At 41.0% G+C, this 17,532-nt stretch carries 15 protein-coding genes; 4 read left to right on the forward strand and 11 right to left on the reverse strand.

Features of this window, described 5'->3' with window-relative positions; all coding sequences use genetic code 11:
- Positions 1 to 151 precede the first annotated feature (151 nt).
- Positions 152 to 1,345: an MFS transporter gene (locus tag V2145_RS15100; RefSeq protein ID WP_094912240.1), complete on the reverse strand. Its 1,194-nt coding sequence runs from the start codon at positions 1,343 to 1,345 to the stop codon at positions 152 to 154.
- A gap of 307 nt (positions 1,346 to 1,652) precedes the next feature.
- On the opposite strand from V2145_RS15100, the gene V2145_RS15105 reads away from it, so the two are divergent.
- From V2145_RS15105 to V2145_RS15115, 3 genes are all read left to right on the forward strand, one after another.
- Positions 1,653 to 2,000, forward strand: a complete 348-nt coding sequence (locus V2145_RS15105) for a winged helix-turn-helix transcriptional regulator (RefSeq protein ID WP_094912239.1) — start codon at positions 1,653 to 1,655, stop codon at positions 1,998 to 2,000.
- A gap of 35 nt (positions 2,001 to 2,035) precedes the next feature.
- A complete protein-coding gene (locus V2145_RS15110; protein ID WP_094912238.1) occupies positions 2,036 to 2,233 on the forward strand; it encodes a YwbE family protein in 198 nt (65 codons plus the stop codon).
- Positions 2,234 to 2,392: 159 nt separating this feature from the next.
- Entirely contained in the window at positions 2,393 to 3,199 is an 807-nt protein-coding gene (locus tag V2145_RS15115) for a glycerophosphodiester phosphodiesterase (protein WP_094912237.1), read from the forward strand.
- Between the two features lie 43 nt (positions 3,200 to 3,242).
- On the opposite strand, the gene V2145_RS15120 is transcribed toward V2145_RS15115, so the two are convergent.
- The 8 genes from V2145_RS15120 to V2145_RS15155 all read right to left on the reverse strand — a co-directional run bounded on the left by V2145_RS15120 (position 3,243) and on the right by V2145_RS15155 (position 14,805).
- Positions 3,243 to 5,027 carry an L-lactate permease gene (locus tag V2145_RS15120; protein ID WP_131887298.1) on the reverse strand — a complete coding sequence of 595 codons (1,785 nt, stop codon included), beginning with the start codon at positions 5,025 to 5,027 and terminating at the stop codon, positions 3,243 to 3,245.
- A gap of 242 nt (positions 5,028 to 5,269) precedes the next feature.
- Positions 5,270 to 6,043 carry a fumarylacetoacetate hydrolase family protein gene (locus V2145_RS15125; protein ID WP_094912235.1) on the reverse strand — a complete coding sequence of 258 codons (774 nt, stop codon included), beginning with the start codon at positions 6,041 to 6,043 and terminating at the stop codon, positions 5,270 to 5,272.
- 24 nt (positions 6,044 to 6,067) lie between these two features.
- Positions 6,068 to 8,248 (reverse strand): malate synthase G, encoded by a 2,181-nt coding sequence (locus tag V2145_RS15130; protein WP_131887299.1) that lies wholly within the window; start codon positions 8,246 to 8,248, stop codon positions 6,068 to 6,070.
- 21 nt (positions 8,249 to 8,269) lie between these two features.
- A complete protein-coding gene (locus V2145_RS15135; RefSeq protein WP_330987973.1) occupies positions 8,270 to 9,736 on the reverse strand; it encodes an FAD-binding oxidoreductase in 1,467 nt (488 codons plus the stop codon).
- Positions 9,733 to 11,088 (reverse strand): (Fe-S)-binding protein, encoded by a 1,356-nt coding sequence (locus V2145_RS15140; RefSeq protein WP_094912232.1) that lies wholly within the window; start codon positions 11,086 to 11,088, stop codon positions 9,733 to 9,735. Before V2145_RS15140 ends, V2145_RS15135 begins: the two co-directional genes overlap by 4 nt.
- Positions 11,089 to 11,091: 3 nt before the next feature.
- Complete coding sequence (locus V2145_RS15145; protein ID WP_094912231.1) at positions 11,092 to 12,414, reverse strand: FAD-binding oxidoreductase; 1,323 nt, start codon at positions 12,412 to 12,414, stop codon at positions 11,092 to 11,094.
- Positions 12,415 to 12,450: 36 nt separating this feature from the next.
- Complete coding sequence (locus V2145_RS15150; RefSeq protein ID WP_094912230.1) at positions 12,451 to 13,146, reverse strand: FadR/GntR family transcriptional regulator; 696 nt, start codon at positions 13,144 to 13,146, stop codon at positions 12,451 to 12,453.
- A 180-nt stretch (positions 13,147 to 13,326) separates the two neighbouring features.
- Positions 13,327 to 14,805, reverse strand: coding sequence for a lytic polysaccharide monooxygenase (locus tag V2145_RS15155; protein WP_131887303.1), 1,479 nt, complete (start codon positions 14,803 to 14,805; stop codon positions 13,327 to 13,329).
- 282 nt (positions 14,806 to 15,087) lie between these two features.
- Here V2145_RS15155 and V2145_RS15160 point away from each other — a divergent pair, with 282 nt between their 5' ends.
- Positions 15,088 to 15,366 (forward strand): Fur family transcriptional regulator, encoded by a 279-nt coding sequence (locus V2145_RS15160; protein ID WP_131887304.1) that lies wholly within the window; start codon positions 15,088 to 15,090, stop codon positions 15,364 to 15,366.
- A gap of 73 nt (positions 15,367 to 15,439) precedes the next feature.
- Here V2145_RS15160 and V2145_RS15165 read toward each other — a convergent pair whose 3' ends face one another.
- Both V2145_RS15165 and ssuE read right to left on the reverse strand, forming a co-directional pair.
- Positions 15,440 to 16,732, reverse strand: a complete 1,293-nt coding sequence (locus V2145_RS15165) for a homocysteine synthase (protein ID WP_131887305.1) — start codon at positions 16,730 to 16,732, stop codon at positions 15,440 to 15,442.
- A gap of 82 nt (positions 16,733 to 16,814) precedes the next feature.
- Positions 16,815 to 17,369 (reverse strand): NADPH-dependent FMN reductase, encoded by a 555-nt coding sequence (gene ssuE / locus V2145_RS15170; protein ID WP_131887306.1) that lies wholly within the window; start codon positions 17,367 to 17,369, stop codon positions 16,815 to 16,817.
- Positions 17,370 to 17,532: the final 163 nt, after the last annotated feature.

Genomic DNA, 17,532 nt, shown 5'->3' on the forward strand with positions numbered 1-17,532 from the left:
AAATGAGTATTTATAGAAAATTCATCATGAATCAACTTAAGAAATTATGTTAATTTAACAAGAATATTTTCAAAAAACAGAGACCGGTAAATAAGTACATAAAAAAAGGCTTTAACCATTAGAACTCAATGATTAAAGCCTTTTATGTTCATTATGCTTTTTCTATGCGAGCACTCCATGCTGTTAATAGTACTGCCCCAATAACCATTACTCCACCAATCCACGGTGTATGAATGATGCCAATCGAATCTACAATAATCCCACCAACAAATGCGCCAATAGCAATTCCGATGTTAAAAGCAGCAATATTAAGCGCTGATGCAACATTAACAGCAGATGGAACATATTTTTCAGCTAAGTTTACTACTAAAATTTGCAGACCTGGAACATTCATGAAAGCAAACAGTCCCATTAAGAAAATTGTAATTAGACCAACTGCCTTAAACGGTGCCGTAAAGCTTAGTACAATTAAGACAATAGCTTGGAAAATAAACATCCAAAACAATGCTTTAAGCGGTGATTTATTTGCTGCTTTTCCACCTACAGTATTACCAATTGCCACCGCAACACCATAGACTAGTAAGATAATGCTTACCCATTTGGCACTAAAGCCTGTTACATTTTCCAAAAGAGGTGTTAAATAAGTAAACGCAACGAACGTACCTCCGTACCCTAATGCGGTAATAGCAAATGCTAATAAAAGCGGACCATTCTTTAAAATTTTCACTTGTTCTTTAAACGACGCAGGCGGTGCTTCTTTTAAGTTATTTGGAATTAAAATGGCGCTTGCAATGATTCCAATTACTCCAAGTAAAGCCACTGCCCCAAAGGTTGCTCTCCAACCAAATGTTTGACCGATAAACGTACCAAGCGGAACACCTGTTACGGTTGCAACAGTTAACCCTGTAAACATAAACGCAATTGCGCTTGCTCTTTTATGCTGTGGCACAAGATCAGCTGCAATAGTTGAACCAATTGAAAAGAATATCCCGTGTGAAAATGCCGTAATGAAACGAGCAATAAGCAATAGTGAGAAGCTTGTAGACATTGCTGCTGCTGCGTTTCCAACAATAAATACAACCATTAGTGCCATCAACAATGTTTTTCGGTTCACTTTACTTGTTAAAGCTGTTAAGACGGGGGCACCAATGGATACACCAATTGCATAACCAGAAATTAATAATCCCGCTAGCGTAATTGAAATAGATAAATCATTCGATATACTAGATAATAAACCAACTGGAACAAACTCAGTTGTCCCGATACCAAATGCACTAATAGCCAGTGCTAATAATGCAAAGGTTCCACCTTTCTCATTTGTTTTTGTATGTGAAAGTGAATTCATCTTTTTTCCTCCTTCATGATTTGATAACTCTTTATATTGATCTCAGTACAGGCGCCTTTCTAGTTCCTGAGTCAAACTTTTAACTAACTAGCACCGACCGGCTAGCTCTGTTAGTCATTATGCAAGATACAAATCCATAAAAAAAGTACGCACTTTCAAGTACGATAGGCACCAAAAAGTACCTAATGGACTATTTTAGGCGTAAAGCGGTACAATAACAGTAACTTAATTCAAATCCATGCAAGGTTGACACTTGCATGTGGCATGAGAAAATAAATAAAAGTGTTAGATAAGGGGGCTTTTATCAATGAAAATGTACAATATTCCAGTGGAAGCTTCTCTCGAAGTAATTGGTGGTAAGTGGAAAGTAGTGATTTTATGTCACTTGATAAAAGGAAAAAAGAGAACCGGAGAGCTAAAGCGCTTGATGCCAGGAATCACTCAAAAAATGTTAACCCAGCAGCTTCGTGAGCTTGAAGAGGATGGCATTATTTTACGTGAAGTCTATAACCAAGTTCCTCCGAAAGTTGAGTATTCTTTAACGGAATACGGCTGGTCTCTTAAAGGAATTTTAGATGCTCTTTGTGCATGGGGCGAGCATCATATTGAAAAAACATACCCAAATAAAGAAGATGTGCTTGTACAGGTTGACTAACTTGTCAGCACATCGTGAAAGTGAAGTGGCTATAAATGAGCGGACAAAATCGAAGTGATATTTCTCCTGGAACGAAGGTATCGATCGTTCTGAAAGCAGATCAACGAACTGGAAAATTAACGGAGGGAATTGTGAAAGATTTGTTAACCAAGTCCTCTTTTCACCCTCACGGCATCAAAGTTCGACTAACAGATGGACAGGTAGGGCGTGTAAAAGAGATCCATTCTGTCTAAAAGCTGTCGAAACATTAGCTGATTTGTAAATAAAAGTAAGGCTTTGTATCTATTTTTATTCATCTTCTTGTAATCAAATCTCAATGTACGATTCATACAGTGTCAATATTCCAATTTTATACTGAAACGTGAAAACAGTTTGAGTTGGGAGATGAAGAGATGAATAAGAAAGTATTAGCAGGCGTTGGGATTTCATTTGCTTTATTACTAAGCCCTTTACAGCAAGCATCAGCTGCAAAACATGACGTAGACAACGTAGCGCATCGTGGTGCATCTGGATATGCTCCAGAAAATACGATTGCTGCATTTGATAAAGCGTTTGAAATGAAATCAGATTATATTGAGATTGATGTACAGCAAAGTAAAGATGGGGAGCTTGTAGTCATTCACGATTTAACCGTAGACCGTACGACAAACGGTACAGGCTCCGTTAAAGATTTAACGTTAGAAGAACTGCAATCGTTAGATGCTGGAAGCTGGAAAGGAACTGAATTTGCTGGAGAGCCCATTCCAACATTTGAAGAAATTTTGGATCGATACCGCGGAAAAATTGGGATTCTAATTGAACTAAAGTCGCCCGAACTTTATCCAGGTATTGAAGCAAAAATTGCTGATGAGTTACAAGAACGCAATATGGACAAGCCAAATAATGAGAAGATTATTGTTCAGTCATTTAATTTCGACTCGATGAAAAAGATGGACCAGCTGCTTCCAAGCGTTCCAATTGGCGTCTTAACAGGATCTAAAGCAGACATAACAGTGGAAAAGCTCCAGCAGTTTGCCACATATGCTGATTATTTTAATCCCCATTATGGGCTCGTTACAAGCGAGTTAGTGACAAATGTACATAATAATGGAATGAAGATTTCCTCTTGGACCGTGCGCAATCAGCAAACCGCTGATTTTCTTTTATCGATGAACGTAGACGCCATTATTACTGATTTCCCTGATTATGTTCAAAAATAACCAAAAGCGAAGTGGAATTTTTTCTCCACTTCGCTTTTGGTTATTAGTCTAAAAACTTTGTTTTATTTCCAGAAGAGATGAACTGCGTGCGACGATTATTTGTACTGATTATATAAACTGCTACAAAGAAGACACCTACAACAATAATTGATCCGATATTAAGTAACCCTTTTTCAGCATACCAAACGATTGCATACCCAACTGCTCCTGATAATAGTGCATAGTACATAAACGGCAGCAATGTTTTTCGAATAACGGCTCCTTCTTTTCCAACCAACCCTACAACGGCCGAAGCTGCCACCACATTATGAACACAAATCATATTTCCAGCCGCTCCGCCCACCGCTTGCAAAGCAACAATCCAAGTTGGATTTACGCCAATTTGTGTACCAACATCGTATTGAAACAATGAAAACATCATATTGCTTACGGTGTTGCTGCCAGCAATGAATGCACCTAACCCTCCAATAAAAGTGGAAAGCAACGGCCAATACTCGCCTGCTAAAGCAGCTGCACCATTCGCTAATTCAATTGGCATTTTATCGAATCCCGCTGCTCCTCCTCCTGAATTAATAAAGACCTGCACCATTGGCACCGTAAAAATTAACGCTGTAGACGCAGCAACAGTTGTTTTAGCAGACTGCTTCCATGCTGCTTTGTACGCGCTTTTATTCATATGATGAAGAAAATAAGTGATTAAAGATACAAAGATAAAAATTGTTCCGGGAAGATACAGTGGCTGAAAACTTGCACTTACTTCAGAACCAAATATATTCGGAAACGAAACGGTCCACGACTGTAGCCACCCCAAAATAGGAAGCGCTTTCAATCTTGATAATACTAAGAATGCCCCAACTAATACGTAAGGGAGCCACGCACGCAACATGCTCATTTGTCCACTATGATACGCAACATCCTTTATTTCTAAACTACCTACCCACTCCGAATTCCACTTACTTTTTTCTTCAAAGTCCCATGCTTCTTCTTTATCCGGCATTAAAAATCCTCTTTTAGCAGCAAAAACAACAACAGCAAGTCCGACTAACCCGCCAATCATGGATGGAAACTCAGGACCTAGTAGATTTGCAACCAGTACATATGGAATGGTCATCGCAAACGCTGCAAAGAGCGCAAACTTCCAAACACGGATTCCTTCCGTAAACGATTTATTCTTCCCAAAGAACTTTGTCATGAGTGCCACAACAAACAGTGGAATAAATGTCCCCGCAATCATGTGTAAAATTGCTACCTGTCCACCGATTTCAGTTACTAGTGCTAGAAAATTATCCGTAATGCTTGCATCTGCTGATAATCCTGTTTGAACGCCGACTAGCATTGGTGTTCCTACTGCACCGAATGAAACCGGCGTACTTTGAATAACCATCCCTGCAATAACCGCTGCCATGGCAGGAAAGCCTAGGCCTACTAAAAGCGGTACCGCAACGGCAGCTGGAGTACCAAATCCAGAAGCGCCTTCAATAAATGAACCAAATAACCAGGCAATAATAATCACTTGAATGCGACGATCCGGCGATATATCTGTAAAGCCTTGACGGATCGTTTTAATACCACCGCTTTCCTGTAAAGTATTCAGTAATAAAATTGCACCAAAAATAATATATAAAAGCGTCCCTGCGACGACCAAACCATTTATAGAAGCTGCAGCAATTGTTACACCAGGTACCTTCCATACAAACAAGGCTAACCCTACAGCCACCACGTAAGAAATTGGCATCGCTTTGCTAGCAGGCCACCTCAGGCCTACTAAAAAAATACCAACGGCTAAAATCGGTAAAAGTGATAGAAGCGCTAACATTCCAGTACTCATGCTTTTCTTCCCCCTTTTCAACAAGTGTTAAAAACAGTTTATTTTATGTGAGAGAACATTCTTTTCAGTCAAGCTATTACCTTTTTTCATAAATAAAAACCTGCTCGAAATCCGATTACGTCGCAATTCGAACAGGTCATTTTTTGTTATGATTGAAATACTAAGCAGCCTGAACCTGTTTTATTCGTGTAGACACGCAAGTTTATCGCAGATACCAAGCTGTTTCAAATCATTCTTTCTTGTTAATTCACGCTGACTTTTACTTTGCTAAAAGCATTGTTCAGTGAACCAATTTCATCGATATGACAATCAATAGTGCTTCCTGCGCCCACTAATTCGGCCCCTACCGGACTACCCGTTAAAATAACGTCTCCTGGTTTGAGCGTCATCACATTAGAGAGATAAGCAACCATTTTTTCAACTGAGACGATGATAAGATCCATCCCGCTATTTTGCTTTTCTACTCCATCCAGCGTCGCTTTCACACGGATATTTGTAAGATCAAGCTCCGTTTCAATATAAGGACCAAGCGGCGTGAATGTATCAAACGATTTTCCTACCGTCCAATGGCCGTCCGGATGAATAAATTGCGGTGCCGTTACGTCATTTCCAATCGTATAGCCAAAGATATGCTCACGAACATTCGAAGCTGAAAGATTTTTTGCTTCTTTTCCGATAACAACCGCAAGCTCAGATTCAAATTTCACTTCTTCAATTCCTTCCGGAATGATAATATCTTCACCTGGCCCAATAACAGATGAAGTTGGTTTAAAGAAAAATACCGGAATGTCAGGAAGCTTTTCAGGCAGCTCGCTCACAGCCTTCACGTAATTAGCCCCAATACCAATAATCTGATTTGGCTGTATTGGTGCTAACAGTTTTACATCTTCTCGTATAAACGTGCGCCCCGTGTATTCCCATTCCGTAAATACATTACCTGTTATTTCACGAATGCTTTCTTTTTCTACTACTCCTTGGCGTATCGCACCTTCTAATTCAAAACGCGCAAATTTCATACGTAACCTCGCTCCTTGCTTCGCTTATTTTTGTTGGATTGCTTGCTTTGCTTTTGCTTCAATACGGCGCGCATGCAAGATTGGCTCAGTGTATCCGTTTGGTTGGTCATATCCTTTAAAAACAAGGTCGCACGCTGCTTGGAATGCAACTGACTTTTCATAATGAGGTGCCATTGGTTTATAGTTAGCGTCACCCACATTCTGGCTATCTACGACTTTCGCCATTCGTTGTAGCGTCGCAAGAACTTGCTCTTTTGTACAAATTCCGTGATGTAACCAGTTTGCTACGTGCTGACTTGAAATACGAAGCGTTGCTCTGTCTTCCATTAAGCCTACATCGTTAATATCGGGAACCTTTGAGCATCCAATTCCTTGATCTATCCAGCGTACTACATAGCCCAGTATACCTTGTGCGTTGTTATCTAATTCTTGCTGTATCTCTTCTTTTGTCCAGTTAGCTTCTTCAGCAAGCGGCACCTGTAAAATATCATCTCGCAAATTAGTAGAATCGTTCATCAGTTGGTTTTGAACGTCTACAACCGAGACTTCATGATAGTGAAGAGCATGTAGCGTAGCTGCGGTTGGTGATGGAACCCATGCCGTATTTGCTCCCGCTTTTAAGTGACCCACTTTTTGTTTCAACATCTCAGCCATTAGATCTGGCATTGCCCACATGCCTTTTCCAATTTGCGCTTTTCCTTGAAATCCGCTTGCTAATCCTGTTAGTACATTTGATTTTTCATAGCCTGCTAGCCAAGCGGATGATTTCATATCATTTTTTCGAATCATGACGCCTGCTTCCATAGACGTATGCATTTCATCTCCGGTGCGGTCTAAGAATCCTGTGTTAATAAACGCAACGCGATTTTTGACTTTTTCAATACACGCTTTTAAGTTCAGTGACGTTCTGCGCTCTTCATCCATCACTCCAATTTTAAGGGTATAGCGAGGCAGTTCGATTAAATCTTCTACGCGATTAAACAGCTTATTAGCAAATGCTACTTCTTCAGAGCCATGCATTTTCGGCTTTACAATATACACAGAGCCCTGTTGGGAATTTTGATACTTACCGTTTCCAAGCAGCGTATGCTTTGCTATTAAACTTGTAATCACGCTATCTAGGATACCTTCTTGAATTTCATCACCATTGGCGTCTAAAATGGCGCTGTTGCTCATCAAATGACCTACGTTGCGTACAAACATCAAAGAGCGTCCAGAAAGCGTCACGGTATTTCCGCTTGTCGTTTCATACTGGCGATCGCTATTTAGCGTACGAGTCACTGTTTTTGTACCTTTTTTAAACGTCGCTGTTAAATCACCTTTCATTAAGCCTAACCAGTTTCGATACACTTCCACTTTGTCTTCAGCATCTACTGCAGCTACCGAATCTTCACAGTCCATAATGGTTGTAACAGCTGATTCAAGCAGCACATCTTTTACACCTGCATCATCGCTTTTCCCAATCGCATCTTGACGATCAATTTGAATTTCAAAATGGAGACCATTATTTTTAAACAGCAGCGCACTTGGGTTTGAACCTTCACCTTGATAACCAATCCACTTGCTCGGCTCTTTAAGCTCCGTTATTGTTCCGTCCTCCAACGTAGCTTCCACCTTATTCGTCACAACGTACTGCACAACGTTCTCATGCTTTCCTTCTTTTAATGGAATTGTATGATTTAAAAAGGATTTTGCAAATGCAATGACCTTTTCACCTCGAATTGGATTATACTGACCTTGAACTCCTGCTCCATTCTCTGAGCTGATTGCATCCGTTCCGTAAAGCGCATCATATAGGCTGCCCCAGCGAGCATTCGCCGCGTTAATTGCGTAGCGAGCATTGTTAACTGGTACAACAAGCTGAGGCCCAGCTTGAAGCGCAATTTCATCGTCTACGTTAGCTGTTGAAATTTGAAAATCAGCTACGTCTGCTTCTAAATAGCCAATGCTCGTAAGAAATGCTTTGTACGCATTAAAGTCAAAGGAATCACGATTTTCACGATGCCATCGATTTAATTTGGCTTGCAGTTCATCACGTTTAGCAAGCAGTGCTTTATTTTCTGGCGTCAGCTCATCAACAAGTTGTTCAAATCCTTTCCAAAATGCCTCCTCTTGTAATCCAGTCTCGGGCAGAGCTTCTTCATTAATAAATTTGTACAAAACAGGTGCTACTTGAAGTTTTCCAATTTGTTTATAAGCTACCATTTTACTTCCTCCTCTTAATAATTACGGACGTCCAGCTGTTTGCTTATCCTTTAAATCACGCTTAATTTCAGCGCAACGACTTGGAGTTGGAAACAGCTTACCCGCATTTAGTAAATTTTCTGGGTTAAACACTTCACGAATGTTTGTCTGAGCCAAAATTTCCTCATCCGTAAAGACAAATTTCATTTCTTCTTTCTTTTCGATACCCACACCGTGTTCTCCTGTAATGGTTCCGCCAACATCTGCACAAATCTGTAAACACTCACTGCCTGCTTTTAACGCTCTGTCCGTTTCTCCCGGTTTTGCCATATCGAATAGAATGAGCGGATGTAGATTACCATCACCAGCGTGAAAGATATTCGCAATTCTTAACTCATATTGCTTGCTAACTTCGTTAATTCGCTCCAGCACTTCTGGCAGTTTGCTTCTCGGGATAACGCCGTCTTGTACTAGATAATGGGGTGAGATTGCTCCCATCGCTCCAAAACCCGTTTTCCGGTTTGCCCACCAGCTTGCTCGCTCTTGTTCATCTTTTGCTACTTTTACTTCTCTGACGTGATGCCGTCGACAAACGGCAAGAATTTCATCAATTTGTTCCCCAATGCCAGCTAAGATTCCATCCACTTCAATAAGCAATACCGCTTCAATGTCTTTTGGGTGGCCCACTGGGAATGCCGCTGCCTCGACACCTTCAATCGCAATCTTATCCATCATTTCAAGAGCAGCTGGAACGATACCCGCTGAAATGATGTCAGACACCGCTTGGCTTCCATCTGAAACATGGTCAAAATAAGCTAGCACCGTCTGCTTGGCTTCAGGGTTTTTTAAGATCCGAACTGTAATCTTCGTTACGATTCCAAGCGTTCCTTCGGAGCCAGTTAACAGTCCCAAAAGATCATAGCCTGGCGTATCCTGAATACCTTCTCCCCCAATAGTAATGATTTCACCATTTGGCAATACTACTTCAAGTGCTAAAATATGATTTGTTGTGACGCCATACTTTAAACAATGAGCGCCGCCTGCGTTTTCCGCAACGTTGCCTCCAATTGTACAACAGTATTGACTTGATGGATCGGGAGCGTAATAATAGCCTTTATCTGCAATTGAGTTTGTGAGCTTTAAATTAATGAATCCAGGCTCAACAACTGCCTGTCGGTTTTCAAGATCCACGCTCACCAAGCGCTTCATTCGAACAAGGCTAATAACTACTTCATTGTTGAGAGGAATTGCTCCACCGCTTAGACCTGTACCAGCTCCCCTAGCTAAAAACGGTAGATTATGCTTTGAGCAGTAGCGCACAACTTTTGCCACTTCTTCAGCATTCTCAGGGAAAACCACTGCTCTTGGCAGCTTGCGATGAACGGTAAACCCATCGCAGTCGTAAGCGAGCAGATCCGCTTCTTCATATAAGATGGATCCTCTCCCTTCTACAAGAGCAGCCAGCGCTAGGATATGCACATCATTTGAACGAATTTTTTTCTTCTTCATGAGCGATACCCCTTTTCTTCATCTTCTTTTTCATACGCCCACTGCAGCAGCTGAACCGTATGGACAATCTTTTGGCTGCGACCGTATTTTTTTACACCCATTGCCATTTGAAGCATACAGCCGGGATTTCCCATAGAGATTAGCTCAGCATCTTCGGGCACGCTTTCCATTTTGCTTTTTAAAATTTCACCTGCCATTTCTGGATTGGTCATATTATAAATCCCAGCGCTGCCACAGCACCGATCGGCATTTGGCATATGCACCATTTCCACTCCCGGTATGTTAAGAAGTAAATCGCGCGGCTCTTTTCTCACGCCTTGACCGTGCGCAAGATGGCAAGCATCATGATAAGTAATCGTTGTGTGTAAAGACGCGTTCGGTTTTTCATAACCCGTATCGTATAGGTATTTTGAAATGTCCTGAACTTTGCTGGAAAATGCTTTGGCTCTGTCGTACCATTCCGTTTCTTCTTCTCGAAACAGCTCGGGATATTCTTGCAGCATACAGCCGCATCCCGCTGCATTTACAATGATGGTTTCGTCATTTTCAAATGCTTCAATGTTTTGTTTTGCAAGCTTCCTTCCCATATCTCGGTCACCAGCATGCACATGCAAAGCACCGCAGCACGTTTGGTTTTTCGGAATCGTCACGTTGTTTCCGTTGCGCGTTAACACTTGAATGGTCGCATCATTAATATCGCTGAACATCACGTCCATGACGCATCCAGTTAAGAAGGCTACGTTTGCTTTTGCTTCATTATTGGCAGGAATCGTTGTTTGTTTCTTATATTTTTTTTGTACAGGCTGTTTAATATCTGGCATGACTGCTTCCATTTCAGCTAAATGCTTTGGCATTACGTTCATAAGCCCCGTCTTTCGAACAGCTTTTTGCAGCCCGCTTTTTTGATAAAACTTTAGCAGTGAACCGACGGACTCTAGACGTCGCTGGTGTGGAAATAACCCTTTTAAAAAGAACTCGTTTACGGTTCCTTTCACACCGGTAAGCGGCATCGCTTGGCGGATTTGTCCGCGCGCTTCTTCAATCAGCCCCCCAACGTCCACATCAGCTGGACAGGCCGTCGTACAGGCTCTGCAGTCTAAGCAATCAAAAACTGGATCAATCAGCTGTTCGTTTACTTCAAGCTTTCCTTCAGCTACGGACTTAATGAGGTGAACGCGCCCTCTTGGTGAATGCTGCTCTTGACCTGTTATTTCATAGGTTGGGCATGATTCCAAGCACATACCACAGTGCACACAGTCAGCCCATTTCGTTGGATCCGGCTTATCTTTCCATAAATAGTTTGTTAAGCTCTTCTCTGTACAGGCCGGCTCATTTACAACCTCTCCACTCATAAATCAAATCCCTCCCACAAATCGCTTATGATTTAACATTTTGTTCGGGTCTATCTTTGATTTAATTCCTTCGTATAAAAAGAAGTGAGCTGGCTTTTCTCCCCAAACATTAATTTGCTGACGAAGTACAAGCGGTGCGTGCGTAACAACTGCATACCCTTTTAGCTCATGAACTTGCTTACGCATCTCAGCAATCGCTGCTAGAACACCTTTAGAGTCACCACTAATGTCGATTTGACAAAGGCCTTGACCGATTCCTCCGTGTGCCCGAATGCGGACATCATATGAATTTGCAAGCACATCTGCGGTTTCTACTATCTTGAGGGCATCGAGATTTTTTACTCCTATCTTTAAACCCACTGTTAGAGAGTCACCTTGTGTAAAAGTAGCTCCATTAATCCCTGTTCGGTAAAACTGGTGCCAAAAGCGAATTCGCTCTTCTTCGGATTGAATGGAAACAACTGCTTGTGGTGCTCCTAATTTTTGAAGCACTTTTTCCTGGTAACGAACGGAGCTCTCAACGTCCTCCAACGCAATGGCTAAACAGTAAGCGTCTTCTCCAATTAGCTCTCTACTCAAAGAAGGACTCATGAGTTGTAGCGATATAGGCTCTAGCATAGAATCCAAAATCTGAGTTGCGAGAGACCTGATATTCATTAAAGCTCGACTCCGAAACGCAATAACAACAAGTGATTCACACTTTGGAAGCGGCCGAAGCTTTAGCGTAATTTCAGAAATGACTGCAAGCGTCCCCATTGAACCGATGAAAAGCTTATTCATATCGTAGCCGGCTACGTTTTTGACAACTTTTCCGCCAGAACGAATGATTTGCCCATCAGGATATACAAGCCTCATGCCAATGACAATATCTCGACAAGACCCATATCCATGGCGTTTAGGCCCGCTGTCATTTGCTGCTACAACGCCACCAACTGTTGCTATTTCTGGCCAATACGGGTCCAAAGAAAGTTGCTGGCCGTACGTAGCTAAATAATCTTGTAGCTCTTTAAACGGTGTGCCCCCTTTTACGGTAACCGTCATGTCACCCGGTACATGCTCCACAATTCCCTTATAGCGAGAAAGAGATAGCAAGATATTAGCAGACTGCACTAATCCGCCAAAGCCTCGCTTCGTACCTGCACCCATGGTGGATACCGTATATCCATGTTGGTTCGCATACGTTAAAACAGCTGCAATTTCGGCTTCAGAAGTGGGATAAACCGTAACCTCTCCTCCATTTCCAAGCAGGTGTGCTTCTGTTGTTTCCTGCACTTGTTCAGCAGAAAAAAGCGCTTGAAGGTCAGAAAAAAGTCGTTCTGCAATCATCAAACTCCCCCATCGAAATTCAATTTTTATGAAGACTTAGCGCTGGATGCGCGCTAAGCTTGTTTGTAGAATATTTTCAACAAGTTCTAAATGATTCAGCATGTGTATGTAGGCATCTTTTGAATTTGATTGTTTAATGGATTCATAGATGTGATAGTGGTGTGACGCAATCTCTTTTAAAATTGCTTCGTGTGGTTGAATGTACTGATAAAAATCAATCATTGCTTTTTGCATGGTCGTGGAAATAAACTGGATGAATTGAGTTAACATTTTATTGCCGGCTGCATGGACAATCACTTGATGGAAGTGGTAATCAGCCTCCCAATCATTTTCAAATGTTTTTGAGAGGGCTAGCTTTAATTTCTTTAAATCTTCTGGAGATCGATTTTTGGCAGCCATTTCAGCAATGCCTGGCTCCAGCATCTTTCGGACTTGAAATAGTTCTCGAACATCCTCTTCGCTTGGCAACAGCATCGTATACTGAAACATTTTAGATGAATCGAACTGACAAATAAACGTTCCTTCTCCTTGTTTCACATCAACAATCCCTTTACCTTTAAGCGCGGTAATGGCATCGCGAACCGATGAGCGCCCTACACCAAATAATGTGCATAGCTCTCGCACAGAAGGAAGCTTTTCTCCCGGCTTGAACTGACCTGAAGCAATCATAGCTTCAATTTGCTCTTCAATTGACTCTGAGATTTTTTTACGAGCGATTCGTTCTACGTTCACAATAACACCCACCTTTCAGTTATCACATATGTGATATGTTATCGCTTACATTTATTAAAGCACCTTCAGTTTTTGATTTCAATCATTTTTTTGAATTTACAAAAAATAAATTTGGTATACCGATCTGTGACATGAAAAAGGACACTCATTGAAACGAATGTCCTCCTTGATTCTACAATCTTATTCTACTAACTTCCATACGGCTGATGTACCTGGCGTATCACCAAGCGTCCACCATTGCGCTACATATGTGCGGTTTCCATACCTTACTTTCGAACCACCTGGATAGGCTTTTTGGACATTCCATTCCACTACGGCATCACTTACTAACTCCCACGCATCTGATGAATCAGGCTGATTGCCTTTGGTCCAGTATTTCGCTTTATATTCAAGTCCTTTATACTGAACAACCATACCAGCAGTATAAATTTTATTTTCACTCCACTCTTCTGCTGAAGAATTGCTGCTTAATGTCGAAACTTCTAGTGACGAACTTGAAGCCGAAACGTTCCCCGCTGCGTCAATGGCAAAGACCGTATACGTATAGTTCGTAGCCGGCTGCAGGTTTTTATCTACATAGTACGTATTCGAAGTCGTTGCAATTAGCTGTCCATCACGGTAGATTGCATATTCTTTAACGCCTACCTGGTCCTCGGATGGCGACCACATTAACTCAATGGAACTCTCTGACTCTTTCATACTATGAAGACCGCTTGGAGCTGTTGGAGCTTCCGTATCTTCAATCAATTTTTGAGTTGTCACCGCAACTACTCGACTAGCAGAGCTGCTGTTCCCTGAAAAGTCAATAGCTTTTATATAATATTCATAGCTCGTTTCCGGCATAACGCTGGAATCTTTGTAAACTGTATTGGTAGTTGTCGCAACCTTTTCTCCGTTGCGGTAAACCTCATATTCTTTAATTCCTTGATTATCTGTTGATTTACCCCAGCTTAGCTCAACCGTTCGATCTGTAACGCTTAACGCTTCAACGCTTGCAGGAGCTGACGGTGGCTCTTTGTCAGTTGCTTCATCGTTGATTAAATTCACATCAATGACGTTATAAAAAGCATTAGGTGTATCCGCTACGTCCCATACACCTAAAATAACGTGATAGCCATTCCGATCTGTTGGCACGTTAATTTTATGACTTAAATTTGTATTTGCTGGTGTTCCATTATGATTCACTGTACCAATTAGTTCAAAATCTGACCGTTTTAAAGGTTCATTGGGATTCCAGCTCTTTTTCGTAATGTAATAATGCCACTTTGAAGTTGCATGGGGAGCCGTGTACTTCCACGTAAACGTATTTAACCCACCTTTTAAATCTTGCTTTTTCCAAGCATCTGCCGTTTGACGATCCATTACTTGATCAATTTGTCCCAGTCCTCCTTCTGCTGATGCGATATGCCCATCAGCAGGCCCGCGTTCTGGAAAGCCTTTTAGGCCTTCTACAGACTGAGGACTGTCGATGACTCTTCCGTACTTCTCCATCGCAGCTTGCCAGCCAATGACCTGCTTTTCAAGCGATCCAACGTACCCTCTACTTGCCGGCTCCTGTATGTACCCATGAGCAGATGCATCACCAGCTGAAACCCACATGCCAAACGAGAGCACAGCGGCTGTCACGACGCCTTTTCCAATTGTTTTTTTCCACTTCAAAACTCATCACCTCATTTGTAAAGTCCACTTTATGACTAAGTGTCACTCTTAATTATAAGAAAATGAGCTCTGCTGATTACTACAATTCGTCATTTTGATTCAATAGGTTTAGAAAAATGCAGAATAGCCTTGTCTTTTTTCCAGTTTTATACTAACAAGGAACTACTAGGATACGTACAAACGTTAGAAAACATATCACTAGACAAATACTTGTTTAAACAAGTATTTTAATAGTAAGCAATTTTTTATTGCTTCATACAGTTTATACTGAGGAGTTCATACATGATGCAAGAAGAATATATCACTTTTTTAAAAAGAAATGGCTATCATATTACTAGCCAACGTCGCGTATTGCTATCCTTTTTCTGTAGTCGCCAAAATGCCGAGCTGTCTGCTCAGCAAGTAATTGATCACTTGAAGAATACAAATAAAAAAATCAGCTTCGATACGGTTTATAAAAACTTATCTTTATTTGTAGAGCTAGGATTCTTAAATTGTAGAGAAGATGAAACAAAAAAGATATTTTCATTGAATGTAGTTGATTCTCCTGTCCACTACTGAGAGAAGGTATTACATTTGCTCAATACAAAGAGCAAAAGAGTTCGCCACCATGAACACTTTTGCTCTTTTTTTATTATTCTTGGCTTAAACTTATAGCTTGCTTAAGGTCATCAATAATATCTTCAATTGCTTCTGTTCCAATTGATAAACGAATCAACCCCGGCGTGACTCCGCTTGCTATCTGTTCTTCAGGAGCCAACTGTTGATGTGTCGTACTCGCTGGATGAATAATTAGTGATTTGGAGTCTCCGACGTTCGCTAAATGAGAAAATAGCTGAACAGAATCAATAAGCTTTTGACCTGCTTTAATTCCTCCTTTAATTTCAAACGTCATAATGGCGCCTTGGCCTTGTGGCAAATATTTTTTAGCTAGTACATAAGATGAGTGACTTTCTAAACCCGGGTAACTTACTGATTTAACCGCTTCATGCTGCTCGAGAAATTGAGCTACAGCCAGTGCATTTTGGCTATGACGTTCCATTCGTAAATGTAAGGTTTCAAGCCCTTGTAAAAATAAAAAAGAGTTAAATGGTGATAGGGCTGCTCCTACATCTCTCAGTAATTGAACGCGTGCTTTTATAATATAAGCATTTTCTCCAACTGCGTCCGTGTAAACCACTCCGTGATAACTTGGGTCTGGTGTCGTTAAACCTTTAAACTTCCCGCTTTTTTTCCAATCAAACTTACCGCTGTCCACAATGACACCACCGATTGAACTACCGTGCCCGCCTATAAACTTCGTGGCGGAGTGAACCACAATATCTGCTCCGTGTTCAATGGGACGAAGTAAGTACGGTGTTGGAAACGTGTTGTCTACGATTAAAGGAATATCATGACGATGAGCCACGTCTGCCACTGCTTCAATATCAAGAATATTCCCTTTAGGGTTACCGATTGTTTCAGCGAAAATAGCTTTTGTTTTATCCGTAATCGCATGTTCAAAATTACGGACATCACTAGCATCCACAAAATGCACCTTAATGCCAAGCTTCCCTAACGTATGGGCAAATAAATTGTACGTTCCTCCATAAATACTGGATGACGACACGATTTCATCGCCAGCTGACGCAATGTTTAAGATTGAAAACGTAATGGCCGACTGGCCAGATGCTACCGCGAGCGCTCCTGTTCCTTTTTCTAGTAGAGCTATTCGCTTTTCAAACACATCCGTAGTAGGATTCATAATGCGGCTATAAATATTCCCTTCATTCTGCAAGCTGAACAAACTAGCCGCATGTTCACTATCATGAAATACATACGAGGACGTTTGATAAATTGGAACTGCTCTTGACAACGTCGTCGGATCAACTTCCTGTCCTCCATGAATAGCTACTGTTTCAAGCTTCAACTCTCTTTTTTGCGTCATAATCATTCCTCCCCTTGTCTTGATTTCAACACAAGAACATTCTTTTACATAAACACAAAACCCTTTTTATTTTTACAAGAAATTAAAATTGTTTCCTACCTGACTCGTTTTCGATTAGCTGATTTGAAAGTTGCTGTAAAGCTGTATCTACTCGTCTTTTAATTTCGTCATCAAGAAAAGTAAGCTCAAGATGCTGATAGCTAATTTGGGAATCAACCAAATAAACCCCACTATTAATTTGTTGACTACCTAATATTGAGAAAAGAGGCTTAAAAGCATATTCCAATGACAATAAATGTGCAAACGAACCACCCGTTGCGACTGGTAATACAATCTTATCAGCTAACCCTTTTTCAGGAATTAAATCTAAAAAGGATTTTAAAATGCCAGTGTAGCTAGCTTTGTACACGGGACTAACGACTATTACAGCTTGAGCTTGTTTGATTTGTGACAAACGATACTTGATGTCTCCGCTGTTAAAATTAGCATGTAGCAAGTCTTCTGCGGGAAGGTCACGAACATTTATTGTTTCTACCTGGTGTTGTTTGCTTTCAAAATATTTCTTTAAATATGAAGCTATTGCCTCACTCCTAGAGGGCTTAGTCGGACTTCCTGAAATAACTACTATGCTTGACATAAACGATCGCTCCTTTTAATTAGGGTATATATTTAAGAATATGGTGTAACCTCGGGTAGTTTATAATTGAGTGCCCACCGATATAAGGATCATTAGTTGCATGATTAACATTTGAGGTTACCCATGGCCTTGATTCATTCTTAGTATATTTCTTGGCTTCTTC

Source organism: Priestia sp. GS2 (assembly GCF_036409025.1).
GTDB classification, from domain to species: domain Bacteria; phylum Bacillota; class Bacilli; order Bacillales; family Bacillaceae_H; genus Priestia; species Priestia aryabhattai_A.